This is a genomic window from Stappia indica, from assembly GCF_001696535.1.
GTDB lineage: Bacteria > Pseudomonadota > Alphaproteobacteria > Rhizobiales > Stappiaceae > Stappia > Stappia indica.
In genome coordinates this window covers 699,280-718,987 of record NZ_MBQE01000003.1, presented here as the reverse complement: position 1 = coordinate 718,987, position 19,708 = coordinate 699,280, and the positions used below count along the sequence as shown (strand labels likewise).

The 19,708-nt window shown below is 65.8% G+C and carries 17 protein-coding genes and 1 tRNA gene; 11 read left to right on the top strand and 7 right to left on the bottom strand.

Going from position 1 to position 19,708, the window contains the following annotated elements; translation table 11 throughout:
* Window positions 1-331 precede the first annotated feature (331 nt).
* From BBX35_RS14575 to BBX35_RS14565, 3 genes are all read left to right on the top strand, one after another.
* The gene (locus BBX35_RS14575) at window positions 332-2,230 is read left to right on the top strand and encodes an AAA family ATPase (RefSeq protein ID WP_067221431.1); all 1,899 of its coding nucleotides are present in this window, start codon (window positions 332-334) and stop codon (window positions 2,228-2,230) included.
* 256 nt (window positions 2,231-2,486) lie between these two features.
* Window positions 2,487-2,966 carry a DNA packaging protein gene (locus tag BBX35_RS14570; protein WP_244271633.1) on the top strand — a complete coding sequence of 160 codons (480 nt, stop codon included), beginning with the start codon at window positions 2,487-2,489 and terminating at the stop codon, window positions 2,964-2,966.
* Entirely contained in the window at window positions 2,956-4,740 is a 1,785-nt protein-coding gene (locus BBX35_RS14565) for a phage terminase large subunit family protein (protein ID WP_067221425.1), read from the top strand. The genes BBX35_RS14570 and BBX35_RS14565 overlap by 11 nt, the downstream gene beginning before the upstream one ends.
* 42 nt (window positions 4,741-4,782) lie before the next feature.
* Here BBX35_RS14565 and BBX35_RS23425 read toward each other — a convergent pair whose 3' ends face one another.
* The gene (locus BBX35_RS23425) at window positions 4,783-5,577 is read right to left on the bottom strand and encodes a hypothetical protein (RefSeq protein ID WP_141687866.1); all 795 of its coding nucleotides are present in this window, start codon (window positions 5,575-5,577) and stop codon (window positions 4,783-4,785) included.
* Window positions 5,574-5,795: a helix-turn-helix domain-containing protein gene (locus BBX35_RS14560; protein ID WP_171901457.1), complete on the bottom strand. Its 222-nt coding sequence runs from the start codon at window positions 5,793-5,795 to the stop codon at window positions 5,574-5,576. Before BBX35_RS14560 ends, BBX35_RS23425 begins: the two co-directional genes overlap by 4 nt.
* A gap of 90 nt (window positions 5,796-5,885) precedes the next feature.
* Here BBX35_RS14560 and BBX35_RS14555 point away from each other — a divergent pair, with 90 nt between their 5' ends.
* From BBX35_RS14555 to BBX35_RS14520, 8 genes are all read left to right on the top strand, one after another.
* A complete protein-coding gene (locus BBX35_RS14555; protein WP_067221423.1) occupies window positions 5,886-6,248 on the top strand; it encodes a hypothetical protein in 363 nt (120 codons plus the stop codon).
* Between the two features lie 145 nt (window positions 6,249-6,393).
* A complete protein-coding gene (locus BBX35_RS14550; protein WP_141687865.1) occupies window positions 6,394-6,930 on the top strand; it encodes a MerR family transcriptional regulator in 537 nt (178 codons plus the stop codon).
* Window positions 6,931-6,933: 3 nt separating this feature from the next.
* A complete protein-coding gene (locus BBX35_RS14545; protein WP_067221417.1) occupies window positions 6,934-8,346 on the top strand; it encodes a phage portal protein in 1,413 nt (470 codons plus the stop codon).
* A complete protein-coding gene (locus BBX35_RS14540) occupies window positions 8,343-10,169 on the top strand; it encodes a prohead protease/major capsid protein fusion protein (protein ID WP_067221414.1) in 1,827 nt (608 codons plus the stop codon). Before BBX35_RS14545 ends, BBX35_RS14540 begins: the two co-directional genes overlap by 4 nt.
* Window positions 10,169-10,384, top strand: a complete 216-nt coding sequence (locus tag BBX35_RS14535; RefSeq protein ID WP_067221411.1) for a phage head-tail joining protein — start codon at window positions 10,169-10,171, stop codon at window positions 10,382-10,384. The genes BBX35_RS14540 and BBX35_RS14535 overlap by 1 nt, the downstream gene beginning before the upstream one ends.
* A complete protein-coding gene (locus BBX35_RS14530; RefSeq protein ID WP_244271632.1) occupies window positions 10,381-10,722 on the top strand; it encodes a DUF2190 family protein in 342 nt (113 codons plus the stop codon). The genes BBX35_RS14535 and BBX35_RS14530 overlap by 4 nt, the downstream gene beginning before the upstream one ends.
* Before the next feature lie 110 nt (window positions 10,723-10,832).
* The gene (locus BBX35_RS14525; RefSeq protein ID WP_083206305.1) at window positions 10,833-11,069 is read left to right on the top strand and encodes a transglutaminase-like domain-containing protein; all 237 of its coding nucleotides are present in this window, start codon (window positions 10,833-10,835) and stop codon (window positions 11,067-11,069) included.
* Between the two features lie 3 nt (window positions 11,070-11,072).
* Window positions 11,073-12,143, top strand: coding sequence for a tyrosine-type recombinase/integrase (locus BBX35_RS14520; protein ID WP_067221406.1), 1,071 nt, complete (start codon window positions 11,073-11,075; stop codon window positions 12,141-12,143).
* Window positions 12,144-12,213: 70 nt separating this feature from the next.
* Here the strand turns inward: BBX35_RS14520 and BBX35_RS14515 are convergent.
* From BBX35_RS14515 to BBX35_RS14495, 5 genes are all read right to left on the bottom strand, one after another.
* A tRNA-Phe gene (locus BBX35_RS14515) sits at window positions 12,214-12,289 on the bottom strand.
* Window positions 12,290-12,471: 182 nt separating this feature from the next.
* Window positions 12,472-15,297, bottom strand: coding sequence for a FecR family protein (locus tag BBX35_RS23795; protein ID WP_083206304.1), 2,826 nt, complete (start codon window positions 15,295-15,297; stop codon window positions 12,472-12,474).
* A 47-nt stretch (window positions 15,298-15,344) separates the two neighbouring features.
* Window positions 15,345-16,604 (bottom strand): tetratricopeptide repeat protein, encoded by a 1,260-nt coding sequence (locus BBX35_RS14505; RefSeq protein WP_171901456.1) that lies wholly within the window; start codon window positions 16,602-16,604, stop codon window positions 15,345-15,347.
* Between the two features lie 367 nt (window positions 16,605-16,971).
* Entirely contained in the window at window positions 16,972-18,609 is a 1,638-nt protein-coding gene (locus BBX35_RS14500) for a bifunctional metallophosphatase/5'-nucleotidase (protein WP_067221400.1), read from the bottom strand.
* Between the two features lie 196 nt (window positions 18,610-18,805).
* The gene (locus BBX35_RS14495) at window positions 18,806-19,639 is read right to left on the bottom strand and encodes a FecR family protein (RefSeq protein ID WP_067221399.1); all 834 of its coding nucleotides are present in this window, start codon (window positions 19,637-19,639) and stop codon (window positions 18,806-18,808) included.
* Between the last annotated feature and the right edge of the window lie 69 nt (window positions 19,640-19,708).

Genomic DNA, 19,708 nt, shown 5'->3' with positions numbered 1-19,708 from the left:
AGCCGTTAAGGGCTTGATCTGTAGGGATTTATCTAAGGGGAAGTGGTGCCCAGGGCCGGAATCGAACCAGCGACACGCGGATTTTCAATCCCGCTAGGCTGACCGCCCGCCAATCGCTTGCGCCAAAATCGACTGTAAAACCGAACACGCAAAATCAAGCACTTAGCGGCGATTTGTCAAACCCCGTTTCGGAGGAAATCCGGGACCTGGCCTATCGTGTTCGGCGCATCGGATCGCATCGGCACGCCACCCCGGAAACCATCCTTGAGGACAAGCACGAGGCGGCCGACAGGCTGCTGTTGCTCGCCGACCGCCTGGAGCGGGTGCGGGCATGACGGACTATGCCGCCCATATTGCCGAGGTGGCCAAGCGCCTCCTGGGGGAACCGAACAAGGCCCTATCGAAGGATAAGGAATTGCGGTTCGGCTCGCGCGGTTCGCTGTCGGTGAAGGTCGGCGGCCCGCATGCCGGCGCATGGCATGATCACGAAAGCGGCGACGGCGGCGGCGTTCTCGACCTGGTGGTGCGCGAGCGGGGCGGCGACCGCAAGGCGGCGGCCGATTGGCTGGCCAAGGAAATGGGGATCGGCATGGACGAGCCGCGCGGCCGATCTCGCGAGGTCGCGGCCTATCCCTACCATAACGAGGCCGGCGCGCTGCTGTTCGAGGTGGTCCGCTTCGAGCCCAAGGACTTTCGGCAGCGCCGGCCGGACGGACGGGGCGGGCATGTGTGGAACCTCAAGGGCGTGTCTCCGGTGCTGTACCGGCTGCCCGCGCTGCTGGAGGCCCTGGCGAACGAGCACACCGTTTTCATTGTCGAGGGCGAGAAAGACGCGGATCACCTGTGGCGGATCAACATTCCCGCCACCTGCAATCCGGGCGGCGCGGGCAAGTGGCGTGCGGACTATGCCGAGATCTTCAAGGGCGCTGATGTCGTCATCATCCCGGACAATGACGAGCCGGGCCGCCAGCATGCCGAGACCGTGGCCCGGTCGCTTGACGGCGTAGCGGCTCGCCTTCGCGTTCTCGACCTGGTGAACCTGCCCCGCAAGGGCGATGTATCCGACTGGCTCGATTCCGGGGCATCGGCCGACGACCTGTTCCGCCTGGTCGAGACCGCACAGGATTGGCGACGGCAGGCGGCAACGCATCTTCCCTTGGTATGGTTCGGCGAGGAAGACAACGGCCCGTCGCTGTCCTGGCTGGTCAAGGGGCTCCTGGTGGATGGTGGCCTATCCACCCTCTACGGCCCGCCGGGCACCTCCAAGACGTTCCTGGCCGTCGATATGGCGTTGCACATCGCCCATGGGCGCGAGTGGTTCGGCCTCAAGACCCGCCGCACGGGCGTGGTGTACGTATCGGGCGAAGGCGGGCCGGGGATGCGTCGGCGCATGAAGGCATGGCGACAGGAGCGCGACGGCGATCCGACCGCGCCTTTCGCCATGGTGCCGCAATCGGTGAACCTGTTCGATGACGACAGCGGCGCCGACCTGCTGATTTCGGACATTCTGGAGTGCAGGGCCAGGAGCGGCGGCGAGATCGGTCTTGTCGTTCTCGACACCCTGTCACGCATGATCGGTTCGGGTGATGAAGACCGCGCACGGGACATGAACGTCATCGTGCAGCGAGCGGAGAAGATCCAGCGCGAGACGGGCGCGCATGTGCTCCTGGTGCATCATACGGGCAAGGACAAGGATCGCGGGATGCGCGGTTCAAACGCTCTTCTAGGCGCGGTGGATGCCGCCCTAGAGGTCGCACGGTTCGAAACAGGACTGTGCGAACTGAAGGTTGCCAAGGTGAAGGATGGCGGCGACCTGACTTCCTTCAAATACGAGCTTTCGCAAGCGGTTCTCGGGGAGGATGCGGACGGTGATGAGATCACCTCTTGCGTCATCGCCCCTGCGGATGCGCGCCAGGGCTCCGAGGGAAGCGGCCGTTACAAGCTTGGCGACCGGGAAGAGATAGCGCGGCGATGCCTCGCCGATCTTCTCGCAGACCCCACCGTGACAGGCGTGACAGGCCGTGACACCGGCAAATGTCACGGCGTGACGGGCGGATTTCCACCCCATGTCACGGCAAGCGTCACGGTCGATGCGTGGCGTGACGCCACCCGTGACAGGTTGGGGGAGGATCCCGGCGACAAGTGGCGCAAGCAGTGGGAACGCATGAAAAACAAGCTGTTACGCCTCAACGTGGTGGGCATTCAAGGGGGGGTGGCATGGCTGGCGTGACAGGTATGTCACGGCGTGACATGGCCGAATGTCACGGCGGTGCGAGGGGGCGTGACACCCTACGCCCCCCTTAAGGGGGGGCTAGGGGGTGTCACGACCAACCCCCCGCCCGGATACCGCCGGCCCGGCAGGGTCCTTCCCAGGCCCGGACAATACGGGTGGACTGAGCCCGGCGTTTTCCTCTCCAAGGTCAAATTGATAGCTAAACACCAATGATGACAACGGGTTAGGCATGCAGTTAGCGCATGGATCGGAGATGATCGGCGAGCCGAGGGTGGTGCGAAAGGCCGCCTTCGCCAAGCTGGTGAACGTCTCGCCGGGGCGGGTGTCGCAGATGATCCGCGCCGGCCTGCCGGTGGAGCCTGACGGACGCATCGACGTGGCGCGCGGCCGCGAATGGATCCGTGCCAACGTGGACCCCAAGCGCTCGGCAGCGCAAGGCGACCAGACGGCCCTGCCCTTCGCCGCGCAACCGGACGCGGCCAGCGAGCGAGCCCGGCTGGTGCGGGAACAGGCGGACCATGCGGCGCTGAAAAACGCCCTGCTGCGCCGCGAGCTGCTGCCGGCCGGCGAGGTCGAGCGCGAGTGGGCGGACATCCTGCGCCGCGTCCGCTCGCGGCTTCTCGCGGTGCCTTCGCGCCTGCGCCAGGTGCTGCCGCACCTCACCGCCCACGACGTTGCCACGCTCGACAGCGAATTGCGCCTTGCCCTGGAGGACCTGGCGAATGATCGATGACGCCATGACCCGCGTGCGCACCGCCGCGCTGCGCGCCCTGCAGCCGCCGCCGCGCCTGCCCCTGTCCGACTGGATCGAACGCGAGATCCGCTTGCCGGAAGACGTGTCGGCCCTGCCCGGCCCGATCCGGCTTTACCCGTTCCAGCGCGGCATTGCCGATGCGATCAGCGACCCTGAGACCGAGCGTGTCACGGTCGTGAAGTCGGCCCGCATCGGCTACACCACGTTGCTGGTGGGGGCGCTTGCCGCGCATGTGGCGAACGAGCCGGCGCCGGTGCTCTTCGTGCTGCCGACGGAAGACGACTGCCGCAACTTCGTCGTCACCAATGTGGAACCGACATTCGAGGCCTCGCCGGCCCTTTCCGGGGCGCTGGCCGGTGCCACCGAGGGCCAGGGCGAGAACCGCAACACGCTGTTGTCGCGCCGCTTCCCCGGCGGCTCGCTCAAGGTCGTGGCGGCCAAGGCCCCGCGCAACCTGCGCTCCCACAACACCCGAATCCTGATCGTGGACGAGGCCGACGCCATGGACGTGACGGCGGAAGGAAGCCCGATCCTGCTGGCCGAAAAACGCACCCTGTCCTTCCCGGATCGCAAGATCGTCATCGGCTCCACCCCGATCTTCGAGGAAACCTCGCATGTGCTGGCCGCCTATGCGCGCTCCGATATGCGGGTGTTCGAGGTGCCCTGCCCGGACTGCGCAACCTTCCACGAGATCGCCTGGCGCGATATCCAGTGGCCGGCCGACCGGCCGGACGAGGCCGCCTGGTGCTGCCCGTCCTGCGGATCGGTGGTGGAGGAACGGCACAAGCCGGCGATGGTCGCGGCCGGCCGCTGGCGCGCCACCGCGCCGCAGGTGAAGGGGCATGCGGGCTTTCGCGTCAACGCGCTGGTCTCGCCGCTGGCCAATGCCTCCTGGGGCAAGCTCGCTGCCGAGTTCCTGGCCGCGAAGGACACGCCGGACCTGTTGCAGACCTTCGTCAACACGGTCCTGGGGCAAGGCTGGCGCGCGGAAGGCGAGGAACTGGACGAGGCCGCGCTCGCCGCGCGGGCGGAAGGCTTCTCGCTCGAGGCACTGCCGGAAGAGGTGCTGGCCCTGACGGCCGGCGTAGACGTGCAGCGCGACCGCCTCGAGATCACATTCGTCGGCTGGGACCGCGCCGGCACCGCCTTCATTCTCGGGCATGCCGTGGTGTGGGGCAGGCCGGCGGACGAGGCGACCTGGGCCGAGCTGGAGGGGCTGTTACGCCAGACCTATGCGCACCCGCTGGGCGGCCGGCTGGCGCTGGATGCGGCGGCGGTCGATTCCGGCGACGGCGAGACCATGGAAGCGGTCTATGGCTTCGCCTTTCCGCGCGCCGCGCGCCGGGTGCTGGCGATCAAGGGCGCACCGGGCGCCCGCCCGTGGATCGAGAAATCCAGAACCAAGACGCGGGGCGGCCGCCTGTGGATTGTCGGCGTGGACGGGATCAAGAGCCACCTGGCCGGCCGGCTCGCCAAGGGCAACACCGTGCGCTTTTCCGATGCCCTGCCGGCGGCTTGGTATGAGCAGCTGGCGAGCGAGCGGGCCGTGGTGCGCTATGCGCGCGGCCAGCCGCAACGCCGCTTCGAGCGCATCCCCGGCCGCCGCGCCGAAGCGCTGGATTGCGTGGTCTATGCCTTCGCCGCGCGGCAGGTGATCAACCCGAACTGGCAGGACCGGCTGGACGAGTTGGCCCGGCCGGACGTGCGAGCCGCAAAGCCGGCAACGGTCATTCGGTCGGGTTGGATAGGGTGATCGGCACTCAAAGCCCAGACCTCGAAGTAAATATCTAAATCACTATACGTCCTCTTGAATTCCTGGAAGTAATTTTTGATCTGACGCCCCCTCTTTTGGAACTACACTGGACACAACTATTTCAACCACGCTACTTATATTTTTAACAACCTCATCCATACCCCCCACTATTGTAACCAATGCAGCCAATATTATAAGAGCCCCTACAACAGAATTCTTCTTGTTAGCCCCCAGTGAGACTTTTATTTCTTGAATTTGACTTTCAATTCTTTTTAATACAGAAGGCTCAATACTTGAATACTTAACCCTTTCCTCAATGTAACTCAAAAGTGTAGTGACTCTTTCTTTTACATCAGGCGCAATATCAGAACTCTCGTCATCATTGGCGTAAAGTACATTTCTATAATAATACTCAGATATATTTTTTATGACATACACGACACGTCGTAACGATTTTATACTCTCAAAAAAATCATTTATATCAGATTTCCATGCAACGTTTCCAATGCCAAAAAGCTCTAAAATACTTATTCTTGTCCTTACGACACCTTCTAGAACATCAACAATATCTATAATGTTATTTTCTATATCTGCCTCACTCAAGATATCATCGATCTGAGAAGATCCTTCTTTATAAGATATTCTTATTTCATCTACAAGTTCTCTAACAATTATTGGATATTCCTTGATATTATCAATGAAATTGACACCAAGTAATCGTCCATTTATTTCTCTGAAACCATATCTATATACCCTCCACTTCACGCCATAAATCTGCGAGAGCCCAGCCTCTATTTCTTCTGACTTAAGAATAAACAACGGAACCCTACTAGTCATTTCCGCAACCTCACGCCTGGCCCTTCGCCGTTCTCGTCAATGAAGATCACGCCGGCCGCCTCCAGAGTGGCGCGGATCGCCTCGACCGTGCGCGGCTTCAAGTCCTCGCCGCGCTCCAGCCGGGAAATAGTGGCCGGCGCCACCATGGCCATTTCTGCCAGTTCTCTAACGCCAAGCCCTAGAGCGGCGCGCGCCATCCGGCATTGCACAGCCTGCATTTTATAACACCGTTTTCATTTTAGCTTGACGTTATAACCAAGCTGAGAAATAATTACATCGTTATCAATTTATACCACAGGAGCACACGGATGGGCATCCATTTTCGTGAACGGGCGAGGTGCGTCCCGGTCTGGCTGACGATAGAGCCGGCCACCCGCCGACGCATCGAGGCGGCGATTGAGAACCTGGTGGCGCTGCTCGACCAGATCGACGGTGATTGCGACTACGAGGAAACCGGCGACGGCGAGCCGTATCTCTCCTGGCCGGCGAACGGCCCGCATGTGGTGCGCCTGGAGCGCGATCCCACCGGCGAGGGAGAACAGCCGCTCGGCTGGACGACGCACGGTTCCGAACGGCAGGACCACCATTTGCACTTCTGGTCCTACGACGAGAACGAGGAACCGGGCCTGGAGCTGGACACGTCCGACTTCGAACAGGAACACGAGCTATGAGCGGGTGCCGGGTGGAGGCCATCGGCCGGGAGCCATCGAGCCGATGACCAGAGCCGCATTCAAACGTTGAACGGATGAACCTTGACGAGCAGCCCGAAATGGCATATCCGTATTTTCAGACGCTCAACGTACGAATGGAAATCACATGACCAGGATGACCGTCAAAGACATGGCTGCCCGCCTCGCGTCCTGCACCGGCCAGGAAGAGGCGCACCTTGCGCGGCAGATTCGCTATTGGGCGCAACACGGGCTTTTCATGTTCGAGATCCCGGAGCGGTCGGGCACCGAGACCAATTCGCGCTTCTACTTCAATGACCGGCACCTGGCGGCAGTTCGCCTCTTCGTGCTGTTCGCCAGCATGGGGTGGAATATCGAACAGCTCGGCAAGGTGTCCCTGCTGATCAAGAACATCAGCAGGGAAGACGCTCCGAAGGAGGAAGGGGACGGCTTCGTCAAGATCGACCGCAACGGCCTCAAGGCCGTGGTGAACGCTGCCAAAGCCGGGGATTTCAACTGGCACTTCGGCGTCTACAGCGACGAAACCGGCGCAGTACACGGCGGCGGAATGATGCGAAACGTCGAACCGAGCATGCGGCACAACCTGGCCCCCGTCTTCACCGTCATCGCCCTGGGGCCACTCTTCCGCCGGCTCTTCGCCCCGGACACCGGCAGCGAGGCCTGAGCGATGCGCGCCCTCGCCCGCCGTGTTCTGGATGCCCTGTTCTCCACCCGGTCGCTGGACGCGGCCGGCGGCGGCCGCCGGTGGCGGGATGCGCCGACCGTGACCAGCGCCGGCACCCTGCATGCGTCGGCCGCCACGGTGGCGGCACGGGCGATGCACTTTGCGATGAACAATCCGACGGGCGTGCGGATCCTCGAAAGTCTCGCCACAAATATCGTTGGCGACGGCATCAAGCCGCGCTCGCGGCATCCGCAAGAGGCGGTGCGCCAGCAGCTCCACCAGCGGTTCCTGACCTGGACGGACGAGGCGGACGCGGACGGGCGGACAGATTTTTTCGGCCTCCAGCAAAACGCGATACGCGATCTCGCCACCTTCGGCGAAGCGCTGCTGATCTTCACCGCCGATCCCGACACCGGTGCGCCGCAGCTTCGCCGGCTGCACCCGGAACAGCTCGACCGTTCCGTGACCCGCGTCAGCGACACCGGCCCGGCCATCTATCAGGGCGTCGAATTCGACGGCACGGGCCGCGTTACCGCCTATCACATTCGCCGGGCAGCGCCTGGCGATACGCTCGCCGGCATCCAGCAAGCGCCCGTGCGGATGCCGGCGAGCGACGTTATCCACCTGTTCCGACCGGGGATGCCGGGACAGGTGCGCGGCCTGTCGTGGTTCGCCCCGGTGCTGCTGCCTGGTCGCGAGATGGACGCGATCAACGATGCGCTCTTGATGCGTGTCAAGGTCGCCGCCCTTCATGCCGGCTTCATCACCGATCCGGACGGCGGATCCCTTTACGACGGGGAACAGACGGGCAACGCACAGCAAGCCGGACTGGAGCCGGGCGCGCTGATCCCGCTGCCGCCGGGCAAGTCGGTGGAGTTTCCCGACGTGCCCGACCAGGGCGGGGCGGCGGCTTTGATCGTCAACACCTATCGGATGATCGCCGCCGGCACCAATGTCACCTACGAACAGGCGACCGGCGATTACAGCCAGGTGAACTATTCCAGCGCCCGGGCGGCGCTGCTGGAGTTCCGCCGGTTCTGCCAGTCCATCCAGCATCATGTGATGGTCTTCGGCATGTGCCGGCCGGTCTGGCGCGCGTTCATCCGCCACCAGGTGCTCACCGGCGAGATCCCGGCCGCGATCTACCAGGCCGAACGGCAAGCGCTGGAGGCGGTGAAATGGCTGCCGCCGGCCTGGCCCTGGGTGGACCCCGAAAAGGAAGCGCGGGCGGCAGAGATCGCGATCAACAACCGGCTGCGCTCGCGCTCCGAAGTCATCGCCGAACGCGGCTACGACGCGGAAGACGTGGATGCGGAGATCGCCGCCGATGAAGAGCGACTGGCCCGGCTCGGAATCGCCCGTGCCGCCACGCCGCCGGCCGCGCCGCAACCGGCCGAACAGGAGGCAGCGGAATGAACGCACCCGTTCTCATGCGCACGGGCTTCACCCCGGCCAGCCTGGACGAGAAGGCCCGCACGGTGGAGCTGATCGCCTCCACCGGCGCGGGCGTGACCCGGCACGATGCGGCCGGCCCCTTCACCGAATTCCTGACCGTCTCCGGCGATGCCATCGACCTGGCCCGCCTGGAGGGCATGCCGCTTCTCGACAGTCACCGACAGGACGGACTGGAAAGCGTGCTCGGCGTTGTCGAGGCCGCCCGCATCGAGGCGGGCAAGCTGGTGGTCAAGGTCCGCATTTCCCGGCGCCATGAGGCCATTTGGGCCGACCTGCGCGCCGGGATCATCCGCAACGTATCGGTCGGCTATCTCCCGAAGAGCTGGCGCGACGGCAAGGACCCGAACACGGGCGCGAGGGTCCGCATCGTCATCCAGTGGGAGCTACGCGAAGTCAGCCTTGTGGCGGTCGGAGCCGACCCGGCCGCCCGAACCCGAGGAACCGGAATGCCCGAAACGCAGAACCAGCCGGAAGCGCCCCCGGCAATCACCACGACCACCACGACCGGCACGCCGCCGGTGCAGGAGACGACCCGAGCGGCCGTCAACCAGGAGATCCGGGCGCTTGCCGCCACCTTCGATCTCGGCAGCGACTGGGCAAACGACCAGATCGACCGCGGCGCGAGCGAGGGCGAGGCCCGATCCGCGGCGCTGGAACGGCTGCGCACCGCGCGCGAGCGGGCGCCGGTGGCACGCACCAGCAACATGGTGCACCACGACGACCCGGCCACCCTCGCCACCCGCATGGGCGAAGCGGTCTATGCCACCCGCGTGAACCCGGCGCACAAGCTGTCCGACCAGGCCCGCGCCTTCACCGGCATGACCACGCTGGACATGGCGCGCGATTGCCTGCAGCGGGCGGGCGTTTCCACCACCGGCCTGCTACCGGCCGACACGATCACCCGCGCGCTGCACACCACCAGCGACTTCCCGGCGATCTTCGCCGACACGGCCAATCGCACCCTGCGGGCCGCGTACCAGACTGCCCCGGCCACCTTGAAGCGGCTGGCCCGGCAGACCAGCCACAAGGACTTTCGCGCCAAGACCAAGGTGCAGGCGGCCGACATGGCAAAGCTGGAGAAGGTGAACGAGCACGGCGAGTTCAAGAGCTCCAGCTTTATCGAGGTCAAGGAAACCTACGGCATCGGCACTTTTGGCACGATTGTCGCCCTGACCCGGCAGGCCCTCGTCAATGACGACCTGGGGGCCTTCGCCAACGTCACCAGTTGGCTCGGCCTCGGCTGTTCCGAGTTCGAGGCGCAATCCCTGGTGGACCTGCTGACCAAGAGCGGCGGTCTCGGCCCGGTCATGGACGACGGCAAGACGGTGTTCCATGCCGCCCACGGGAACCTTGCGGCGGCCGGCGCGCCGATCTCCAAGGAAACGCTGTCGGCGGCACGTCTTGCCATGCGCCGGCAGAAGGGCATCAACGGCCGGCCGATCGCCATTGCCCCGAAGTTCCTGGTGGTGCCGCCGGAGCTGGAGACACAGGCGGAAGAGATCCTGGCGGCCATCCAGCCGACCAAGACCGATGACGTCAACGTCTTCGGCGGCAAGCTGGAACTGGTGGTGGAAGCCCGCCTTACCGACGTGAACCGCTGGTACGTCGCGGCCGATCCGGCAACCGTCGAGGGGCTGGAATATGCCTACCTGATGGGCTCCGAAGGTCCGCAGACCGAAAGCCGGGCCGGCTTCGAGGTGGACGGCGTGGAAGTCAAGGTTCGCCTGGACTACGGCGCGTCCTTCCTCGACTGGCGCGGCTGGTACACGAACGCGGGCGCGTGATGGCGGCCCTTTCCGAACTGGTCGACCGGCTGGAGCGGCTGCGCAAGCTCCGCTCCAGCGGGCGCCGGGCGGTCGATAGCGAGGGCGAAAAGGTCGAATACCGCAGCGATGCCGAGTTGGCCGCCGCGATTGCCGACCTGGAACGCCAGATCGCCGCGCAAGCCGGCAAACCGCCCGTGCGGGTGGTCTACATCAACTCTTCGAAAGGCACATGACCATGAAGAACTTCGTGCAGCCTGGGAACTACGTCACCGTCACCGCGCCCGCCGGCGGCCTGTCTTCCGGGGAAGGCGTGCTGGTCGGCCACCTGTTCGGCGTGGCCGCCACCACGGCGGCGGAAGGGGCGGAAGTCGAGATCGCCACCAATGGCGTCTACGACCTGGCCAAGGACGACACGGCGGCCTTCACGGCCGGCGCGCCGGCCTATTGGGACGACGCCAACAAGGTGGTCACGGCCACGGCGACCGATAACCTTCGCATCGGCACGGCGCTTGTCGCCGCAGCCACGGCGGCCACTGTCGGCCGCATCCTCATCACCGGACACGCGATCTAGCGGCGGGTGTGGGATGGGCGGCGCGGTCCCGCCTCAAGCCCCTGCCTGCCGCCGCTGGGCTTCCTTCAGGCAGGGGCAGACCGCCTTTCACATCAACGGAGCTGGAGACCATGAACAGGGCTCTTATCGAGGTCAAAATTCCACCGTTCCGGATGCTCAAGAAGGCAGCGGCCGCGAGCTATTGCGGGATCGCGTCCAGCGCATTCGAGGGACTTTGCCCCGTCACGCCGGTGGCGATGCCGAACGGCTCGCGCCTCTGGGACACGCACGACCTGGATGCCTGGCTTGACCAGCTCAAGGCAGGCACGGCCGAAAGCGACGACGCAATTCTCGACAAGCTGGACTGACCCATGAGCGTGGTGCGCGTGCGCGGCTTCCAGATATTCAAGGATCGCTTCGGCAAGTGGCGGTGCTACCACCGCAAGACCCGGCAGGCGGTGGACCTGAACAAGGCCCCGCTCGGCACGGCGGCCTTCTTCGCCGAATGCCAGCGCATCACCGATGCCGTGACGGTCACCGGCGATCCCAAGCCCGGCACGCTCGGCAAGCTGATAGAGAAGTACCGCGCGAGCCCCGATTTCCTCGAGAAGGCCCCGCGCACCCGTGCCGACTATCAGCGGGTGTTCGATTATCTCTACCCGATCCGCGATACCGGCCTGGAGAGGTTCAAGTCGCCATTCGTAGTCAATATCCGCGACCGGGCGGAAGCAAAACGCGGTGCACGGTTCGGCACCTATGTGAAACAGGTGCTGTCCCTGCTGTTCTCCTGGGGCAAGGAACGCGGTTTCATGAAGGAGAACCCGGCGCTTGGCGTGCGGGGCGTCAGGCGCAAGCGCGGCGCGCCCATGGCGAACCGCCCGTGGAGCGATGCCGAACGGCATGCGGTGCTGGCGAGTGCCCCTGCGCACATGCTGCCGGCTATCGGGCTGATGATGTTCACCGGCCTGGGGCCGCAAGATGCCCTCACCTTGCCCCGCACCTTCTTCAAGGATGGTGCGATTGCAACGGAACGGTCAAAGACCGGCGCGCCGGTTTACTGGCCCGTCATTCGCCCATTGCAGGAGATCCTGGACGCAGCTCCGGCGCACGACGCCATGACGCTTTGCGCCAACTCAAGAGGCCGCCCGTGGACCGTCTCAGGCTTCCGCGCCTCCTGGAACACATTGCGGCGGGAGCTGGAGGCGGGCGGCAAGGTGCAACCCGGCCTGACGCTCTACGGCCTTCGCCACACCGTGGCGACCATCCTTCGCGAAGCCGGGTGCGATGACCGGACCATTGCCGATGCCCTGGGGCAGAAGACGGAAGACATGGCCCGGCACTACAGCAAGACGGCCGACCTTCGCCGGAAGATGGGCGATGTGAGTGCCGTATTCGAGACCGCCGTGAACGCCCGGCGAACACAAACTGTCAAACCGGATTGAAAAATCCGTCAAACCGAGAGGCAACCGATATGCCACCGGACGAAAGAGCTAGCGATTTCAAGGGGATGGGTGGTGCCCAGGGCCGGAATCGAACCAGCGACACGCGGATTTTCAATCCGCTGCTCTACCAACTGAGCTACCTGGGCCCGCGAAGCGTGTCGCGGCAGGTCCGCGTCGCATCGAAGTGCCGGTCTTATAGAGGCTGGAACAGAGCCTGTCCAGTTCCCTCGCCAAAGTTTTGCACAAGCGCGAGCGGTACAGGACGCACGCCCTTGCGCGAGGGTGCGGGCGCCAGGCCTTCGCCCGGCAACCCCTTGAGGAAACTCGCCTACTGCTGGCCGACGACGACGCCGGTGGCGGTGTAGGAACCCGACGGGTCCGAGACGCCGAAGCTGCCGACGACGCCCTGTGCCGGGCCGGCCGGGCCACGCACGAAGGAGCCGGTCAGGACGCCGGACAAGGTCTCCTCGGGATTGCCGAGCCCGCCGGCAAAGAGGTTCAACCCCTCGAGGCTGCCGGTCGGCGCGGCCACCGATCCGCCGAAATTGTAGCCGTCGAAATTGGTGATGCTGGCACTGCCGCTGCGCGACCCGAAGTCGTAGGTCATGTTGAAATTGCCGGCGGCGAGATACTGCACCGGACCGTCGGTGGTCGTGCGCGCCACGTTGCCGACCGCATGGCCGGCATAGGAGGCGGTGCCCACCGTCGGCAGTTCGCCATAGGTCGAGACATCGCCGGCCGCCCAGGTGCCCAGATGCACGAAGTCGCGCCGGCGCGGATCGAACGGCGCCGTTTCGGACACGTCCTCGCCGCGGAAGCGCGTGCCCCAGTACCCCCACTCCATGAAGGCGCAGGTGCAGCGGGCGACATCGGTGAACAGCGCGTTGTCCGCCCCGGCCACCAGCGTGGAGGGCACCATGTAACTGCGCGGATTGCTGTCCGGGGCGATGACCGACCCCTCTTCGGTGATCGCGAAGGTCTCGCCGAAATTGTAGGTCAGCGCATAGCGGTCGTCGTCGATCAGGGCCGACTGGCCGTTGGGACCGGTGGTGAACAGGCTGTCGCCGAAGCCGAGCACCAGCGCGGCGATGTGGTCGTCCCCCTCCAGCGCGTCCAGAACGGTCATGCTGGCACCGACCGAATTGTTGACCGCGTCGAAGCCGATGGTCAGCATCTCGGGCGTCAGCGACCAAAACGGCACGGCAACGCCGTTGTTGGTCCCGACCTCGACCATGCCGGACGCAAAACCGTTGAGCAGCCGTGTGGTGCGGGTGAACTCGCCGACCGGCGAGGTCGAGGCGAGCTGGCCCACATGCGTGTAGCCGGAGACGGTGTCGGTGATGGACCCGTAGGGGAGCGGCAGGCGCGGCGAACTGTCGTTGCCGGTGTCGAGATCGCCGACGCCGAAGCCGAGGACGAAGTTTTCGCCGTTCGGGCCGAAGACATGGCCGCCATCGCCCCCGCCGACGGAGGAGACGGGCCCGGCATAGAGCACGGAGGGGTCGTAGCCGGAGGCGCGGAAGCCGCCGCGCCGGGGCCCGCCGATGACCAGGCCGTCGACTTCGTCCTCGTAGATCCGGCCTGTCGAAACGGAAATCGCCGAGGACTGGAAGGCGCCCTGCCCCTGGATCAGCATGGAGGAGACCAGGAAGCGCGGATCCTCGTCGGCGAGGGTGTTGTTGCCGGTCACCACCAGGAAGTCGCTGGTGCGCACGTTCTGCAGGAAATACGAGCCGAGCATCTCGCCGGCCAGCGGATTGAGGAAATACAGGTCATGGGCGACGCCCGACCGGGCGACCTGGATCGGGTCTGCCGACAGGTGATAGCGGCGGATCTGGTTGGCGCCGGTGACGCGCACCGCGTTCGGATCGGTGGGCACGCCCCACAAGCCGAAGACCGGCCGGTTGACCGCCAGCGGCACGGGGATCTCGCCGGGCCCCTCCGAGGGGATGAGCAGCGGCGCGGAAATCTCCTCGAAATAGGTGAAGGCGAGGAAATGGTTGCCGTTGCGATGCACCGTGCCGGCCACGGTGCGCCCACCCGAGGTGACGACGCGGAACGCCGCCTCGCCGCCCGTCGGCAGCGGAATGGTGATGGTCTCGCCGCCGATCGTGCCGGTGAGCTGGGTGCCGCCGCCGGTCACCGTGAAGGTGGCGGTGGTGTCGCTGCCTGGGGTGCCGCCGATGAGGCCCTGGCGGCCGGGATCGGTGACGGTGAAGGTCTCGAAGGCCGGAGCATAGGACGAGGCGGCGGTGAGCACACGCATTTCCACCTCGCCGCCTTCGACCGGCGGCGGCGGATCGGTGACGACCACGTCGCGGATGATGTCGCCGGTGGCACCGTGGTTGATCTCGTTGACGACCTGGCCGCCCTCGGTGATGCGGGTCGACTGAACGACCTCCGGGCGCGGGCGCGGCATGACGGTGACGATCGGCTGGCCGGAATTGGCCGGGCCGATCCCGGACGTGCGGACCTGGGTGTCGGTCGGCGGGCTGGAGATGCCGCCGGTCTGGCCCGGGCGACCGCCGAGCCCCTGCTGCACGCCGGCGATGTCCGACTGGTTGGTGCGGCGGATCTCCGGCCGGTAGTTGCCGGCCTGCGCCGAGGCGATGGCAAGCGTGTAGCCGCGCTCGTAAATGCGCCGGGTCTCGCCGTTGAGGCCGGTGAAGCTGAGCTCGTCGCCGAAGAGCAGCGAGAAGCGCGCGCCGCCGCCCAGAAGGTTGAGATTGGCGATGCCGCCGCGAATGCCGATGGTGCCGACCGGCGTCTTGACCGTGACGCCGCCGGCATTCTTGCTGAGCCGGCCGCCGACGAAGCGTGCGACGCCCTTGCCGAATGTCGCGACCAGCTTGCCGGTGCCGGCATTGGGATCGTAGACGAACTCGTCGATGACGAGGTCGGAATTGGCGCCGACGGTGAAGGTGGACCCGTCGACCAGCAGGATCTGTACCAGCCCCTCGCCGGCCGTCTCGATCCGCTCGCGGTAGATCAGGTTGTCGCCGAGAACGACGGTGCGGGTGCCGGCGCCCGGCGGCGTGCGCAGGGCGTCCTGGTTGACGGCGGCGGCGACGCCCACGTCGTTGCGGGCCATGGCGGACCCGGGCACCGCGACAAGGGCAGCCCCCAGAGCCGCCATCACATATTGCCTGCGCATATCAGCCCCCTATGAACGGCGCGTCTCATGCCGTGTGTCAGGCGATGTCAGAACGTCTTGATAAGGCTCAGCGTCAGCGACGTGTTGGAATAGTCGCGCGTCTGATAGTTCGATTGCATGCGGCGGAACTCCGCCGCCAGCGACATGGCGATGTCCTGGCGGAACGGCACGTTGAGCGCGCCGCGCACCCACAGCTCGTTGTCGGTCTGGCTCTCGGTCGCGCTGATCGCCGGATCCGGCGCATCGAACTCGCGGCGGATGTAGCCGACATCCGCGTCCACCGACCAGACGGTGCGCAGCATCTCGACCGGCGAGGCGAAGCGATAGGTGAGACCGGCGGACAGACCCGCCTCCCAGCTCTGCTCGTAGCGCACGGAGGCGTGCTCGTAATCGCCGAGCAGGGTCACGCGGCCCGCCCAGGCGGAGGAGAACTGGTAGCTGTTGGTGAGCTGCGCCAGGATCTGGTAGCCGTTGCGGTCGCTGACGGTCGGATAGGTGCGGCTGTCGCGATACCAGCGATAGCGGTACTCGACCTTGGCGTTGACGCTGGACAGCGGGCTCGGCTGGATGCCGAACCGGGCGCCGAAGCCGGTCGCGCCCGAATAGTTGGAATTGTCGAGCCGCACGCCGGTCAGGATGCCGTAGAGGCCGAGCCGGGCATTGTCGATGTCGAAGCGGGCCATGTTGAACGAGGGGCCGAAGGTCAGCTCCGCAAGCTCGGTGTTGAGCCGCGTGCTGTCGAAATAACGCCCGCCGTAGAAGAGCAGGTCCGCCTCCAGCAGGTCGCCCTGGGTGCCCAGGTCATAGGCCGCATGCACGTTGCCGGCGACGAAGGCGTTCCAGTCGGCGCGGCCGATGGCCGTATCGTCGAGCAGGAAGGTGACGCCGTTCAGCGTGACCTGCCGGCCGCCGGGGCCGGCATTGGCATTGGACTGCCAGCGCAGGCCCGTCATCACCGTCGCCGAGAACTTGGTCGGGTCCTCGGCATTGTCGATGGCGGTCAGGAAGGTCTGCACGCGCTCGGCGACTTCCGGCGGCACGTTCGGCGTCTGGAGGGCCTGCTCGAAATAGGAGCGCGCGGCATCGAAGGAGCCGAGGCGGAAGTAGAGGACGCCGAGCTCCAGCTGGATGCGCGGCAGGCCCGGCGCGTAGATCAGCATGCGCTCGAAGGTGCCGATGGCCGCCTCGTAGTCGCCCATGCGAGCCGAAAGGGTCGCGTATTCGAAGGCGATGTCGAGATTGGCCGGGTCGCGCATCATCGCGGCCAGAAGCTCGGTCTGGCGGGCGCGCAGCTGCTCCTGCGTCATGGGAGCCCCGGAGACCATAGGCTGATCTTGCGCCTGGGCGACGACGTCCTGCGCCTGCGCCGAACCGGCGACAGCGATCAGACCGGCTGCAGCAACACCAGCAATACGCAGTACCCCACGCCGGGCAACAACCGCCACGTCCACGAGCCCCCTCCGGAAAAACATGTATTGAACGGTGGGGAGATTACGTTACGTGCCCGGCGAGAGTCCCGCCCAAAGGATAGGCCCTGTCAAATAATGAGGGTCATGTTGCATTCCGGGCACATGCGCCCTCGAGGACCGCAAAGGCGTCCTTGAGGGCGTGCGGTGCCGGACAGCCATCGGCGAGGCAGGGCGCGCCGGGTCGAAGGCTGGCGCGAAGGTCGTCTTACTTGACCTCTCGCACGCGGCCGTCGGTATAGGGCTTGTAGCCGTCGGGGCGCGCCGCGATGTAATCGGCAAGCACCGTTTCCAGTCCCGGCCCGTAATCATAGGCATTGGTCCCGGCCTCGGAGAAGATCTTGTAGCCGTCGCCGCCGCCGCGCATGTAGTTGTTGGTGGCGACCACATAGGTCTTGTCCATGTCGAGCGGTTCCCAGCCGTTTTCGCCTTCGACCTCGACCTGGATGATGCGGCCGTCGCCCGGCTTGCGCGCGCGGGTCCAGGTGAAGCGGATGCCGGCAACCTGCGGGAAGCGGCCGGCGCCTTCCTCCACCTGCGAGACGCCGTTTTCCAGCGCCGCGACCAGGTCGCGGCCCTTGAGCTGGAAGGTGGCGAGCGTGTTCTGGAACGGCAGCACCGTCAACACCTCGCCCATGGTCACCTCGCCGGCATCGATGGAAGCGCGGATGCCGCCGCCGTTCTGGATGGCGATCTGCACGCCCTGGCCGCGCGTGCGCTCCAGCATGGCATCGGCGATGAGGGTGCCCATGGTGCACTCGCCGGCCCGGCAGGTGTCGCGCGAGCCGTCGATGGTCTCGCTCGTGCTGCCGATCACCTTGGCGCGCAGTTCCTCCAGCGGCGCGGCAAGCTCGGCAAGACGGGCGCTCGCCGTCTTGTCGGCCGGCACCGAGGCGTCGAGCAGGATCGGATTGCCGGTCGCGGAGGTGACGTTGCCGGCATCGTCGAAGACGATCTCGATCTCGCCGAGGAACTTGCCGTAGGCATAGGCCTGGACGATCGGCACCTGGCGGCCGACCGGGTTCTGCACCAGGACCGGATAGGGCCCTGCGGCCCCTTCGAACGTGTTGGACAAGAGCGTGTGCGAGTGGCCGCCGACGATGACGTCGATGCCCGGCACGCGCGCTGCGATCTCCATGTCGCGCGGCAGGCCCATATGGGTCAGCGCGATGATCTTGTCGACGCCGGCCGCCTGCAGCCCCTCGACCGCGCCCTTCAGATAGGTTTCGGCGCGCTGGAAGAAGACGTTGGGGCCGGGCGAGGACGTTTCGACCGTATCCTCGGCCAGCACCGAGACGATGCCGACCTTCTGGCCGCCGATCTCGAGCACCAGCGTTCCGGGCACCCTGCCCTTCAGCGTCGGCTCGTTCTCCACCTCGATATTGCCGGACAGGACCTTGGTTTCGACCTTGTCGAGGAAGCCGGCAAGGCCGGCCGGGCCGTCGTCGAATTCATGATTGCCGACGGCCATCGCATCGAAGCCGATCATGTTCATGAACTCGGCCGCGGCGGCGCCCCGGTAGGTGGAATAGAACAGCGAGCCCTGGAACTGGTCGCCGGCGTCCAGCGTCAGCACGTTGCGACCAGACGCGGCCAGCGCTGCGCGCCGCTCGTCGATCTTGCTCTTGACGCGGGCGATGCCGCCGAAGCACTTGCCGGCCGCGTCGTCCTCGGCGCTGCAGGTGGAATCGTACTTGTTGATCGGCTCGAGGCGCGAATGCAGGTCGTTGATGTGCAGGATGGTCAGGGCGTAATCGGCCTGCGCCGGCGCCACCGCAACAGAGGCCGACAACACCATGCCGCTCGCAGCGGCCAGCATGGCCGCGCGGAAAGAAGCAACCCGCATACTGTCCACTCCCCATACGATGAGGCCGCGCACCGTCGATGCGGCGACTGCCCAGGCTGCCGGGAAGGGAAAAGGCACCGTGCCCCGTCTCCCGGCATTCGCAATTGCGAGACTGCCAGCTTGCCGGGGGCAGATCAACCGTTCCCGAAGCCGTGCGGTGAGCGTGGGCGCACTCATCCCCGCAAAGTCGAGGGCTTCAGTAGCAGTAGTAGCCGCAATAGGTGGTGGTGTTCGACTTGATGTAGACGGAATTGGCGTGGTTGACGTCGCGCGGATCCGGCCCCTGCGGCCCGCTGCTCAGCACCGGCGCGGGATACTGTGCCTCGGACTTGGGCGGCAGCGAGGAATTGACCGCGGCGAAGCGGGCAAGCTGGCTGGCGCTCGGCCGGCTGCCGGAAGGACGGTTGGCCGACAGGATCCGGTTGACGCTGGCGACGACCGAGCCGGGCGTGCGCTGGGAGGCGCCCTGGCCGCCATTGGCGACGATGGAGAAGCCCGGCCGGTAGACGCGGGTCTTCTTGCCGTTGCGGCCGACGAAGGTCAGGTCCTTGCCATAAAGGAAGGAGAAGACCGTCTGCCCGTCGCGGTCGACCAGGTTGGTCATGCCGCCGCGCACACCGATGGTGCCCTGGCGGGTGTTGATGGTGACGCCGCCGCGCTGCTTGGAAATGCGACCGCCGACATAGCGGGCGACGCCGCGGCCGAAGGTGGCGACGATGCGCCCCGTGCCGGCGGAGGGCGAATAGACGAACTCGTCGATCACGAGGCTCGAATTGGGCCCGACGACGAAGTTGGACCCGTCGGCGAGCAGGATCTGCACCAGGCCCGAGGCGCCGGTCTCGATCTTCTCGCGGTTCGCGAAGTCGGTGCCGATGCGGATGGTGCGCATGCCCGCGCCGCCACGCTGGCTCTGGGCGCTCTGGTTGACGGCGCTGGCGACGCCGACGGGCTCGCTGGCGAGCGCCGGCTGGCCGGCCATGGCGAAAAGGGCCGCAACGGCGACGGCAAGGGGGCGGAAGGTCGTGACCATGTCCAGTCTCCTGTCGGCAAGCAGCCTCGCCGCTCGTCTCGTTGCTACCCTACCCGTTTGCCCGGATCG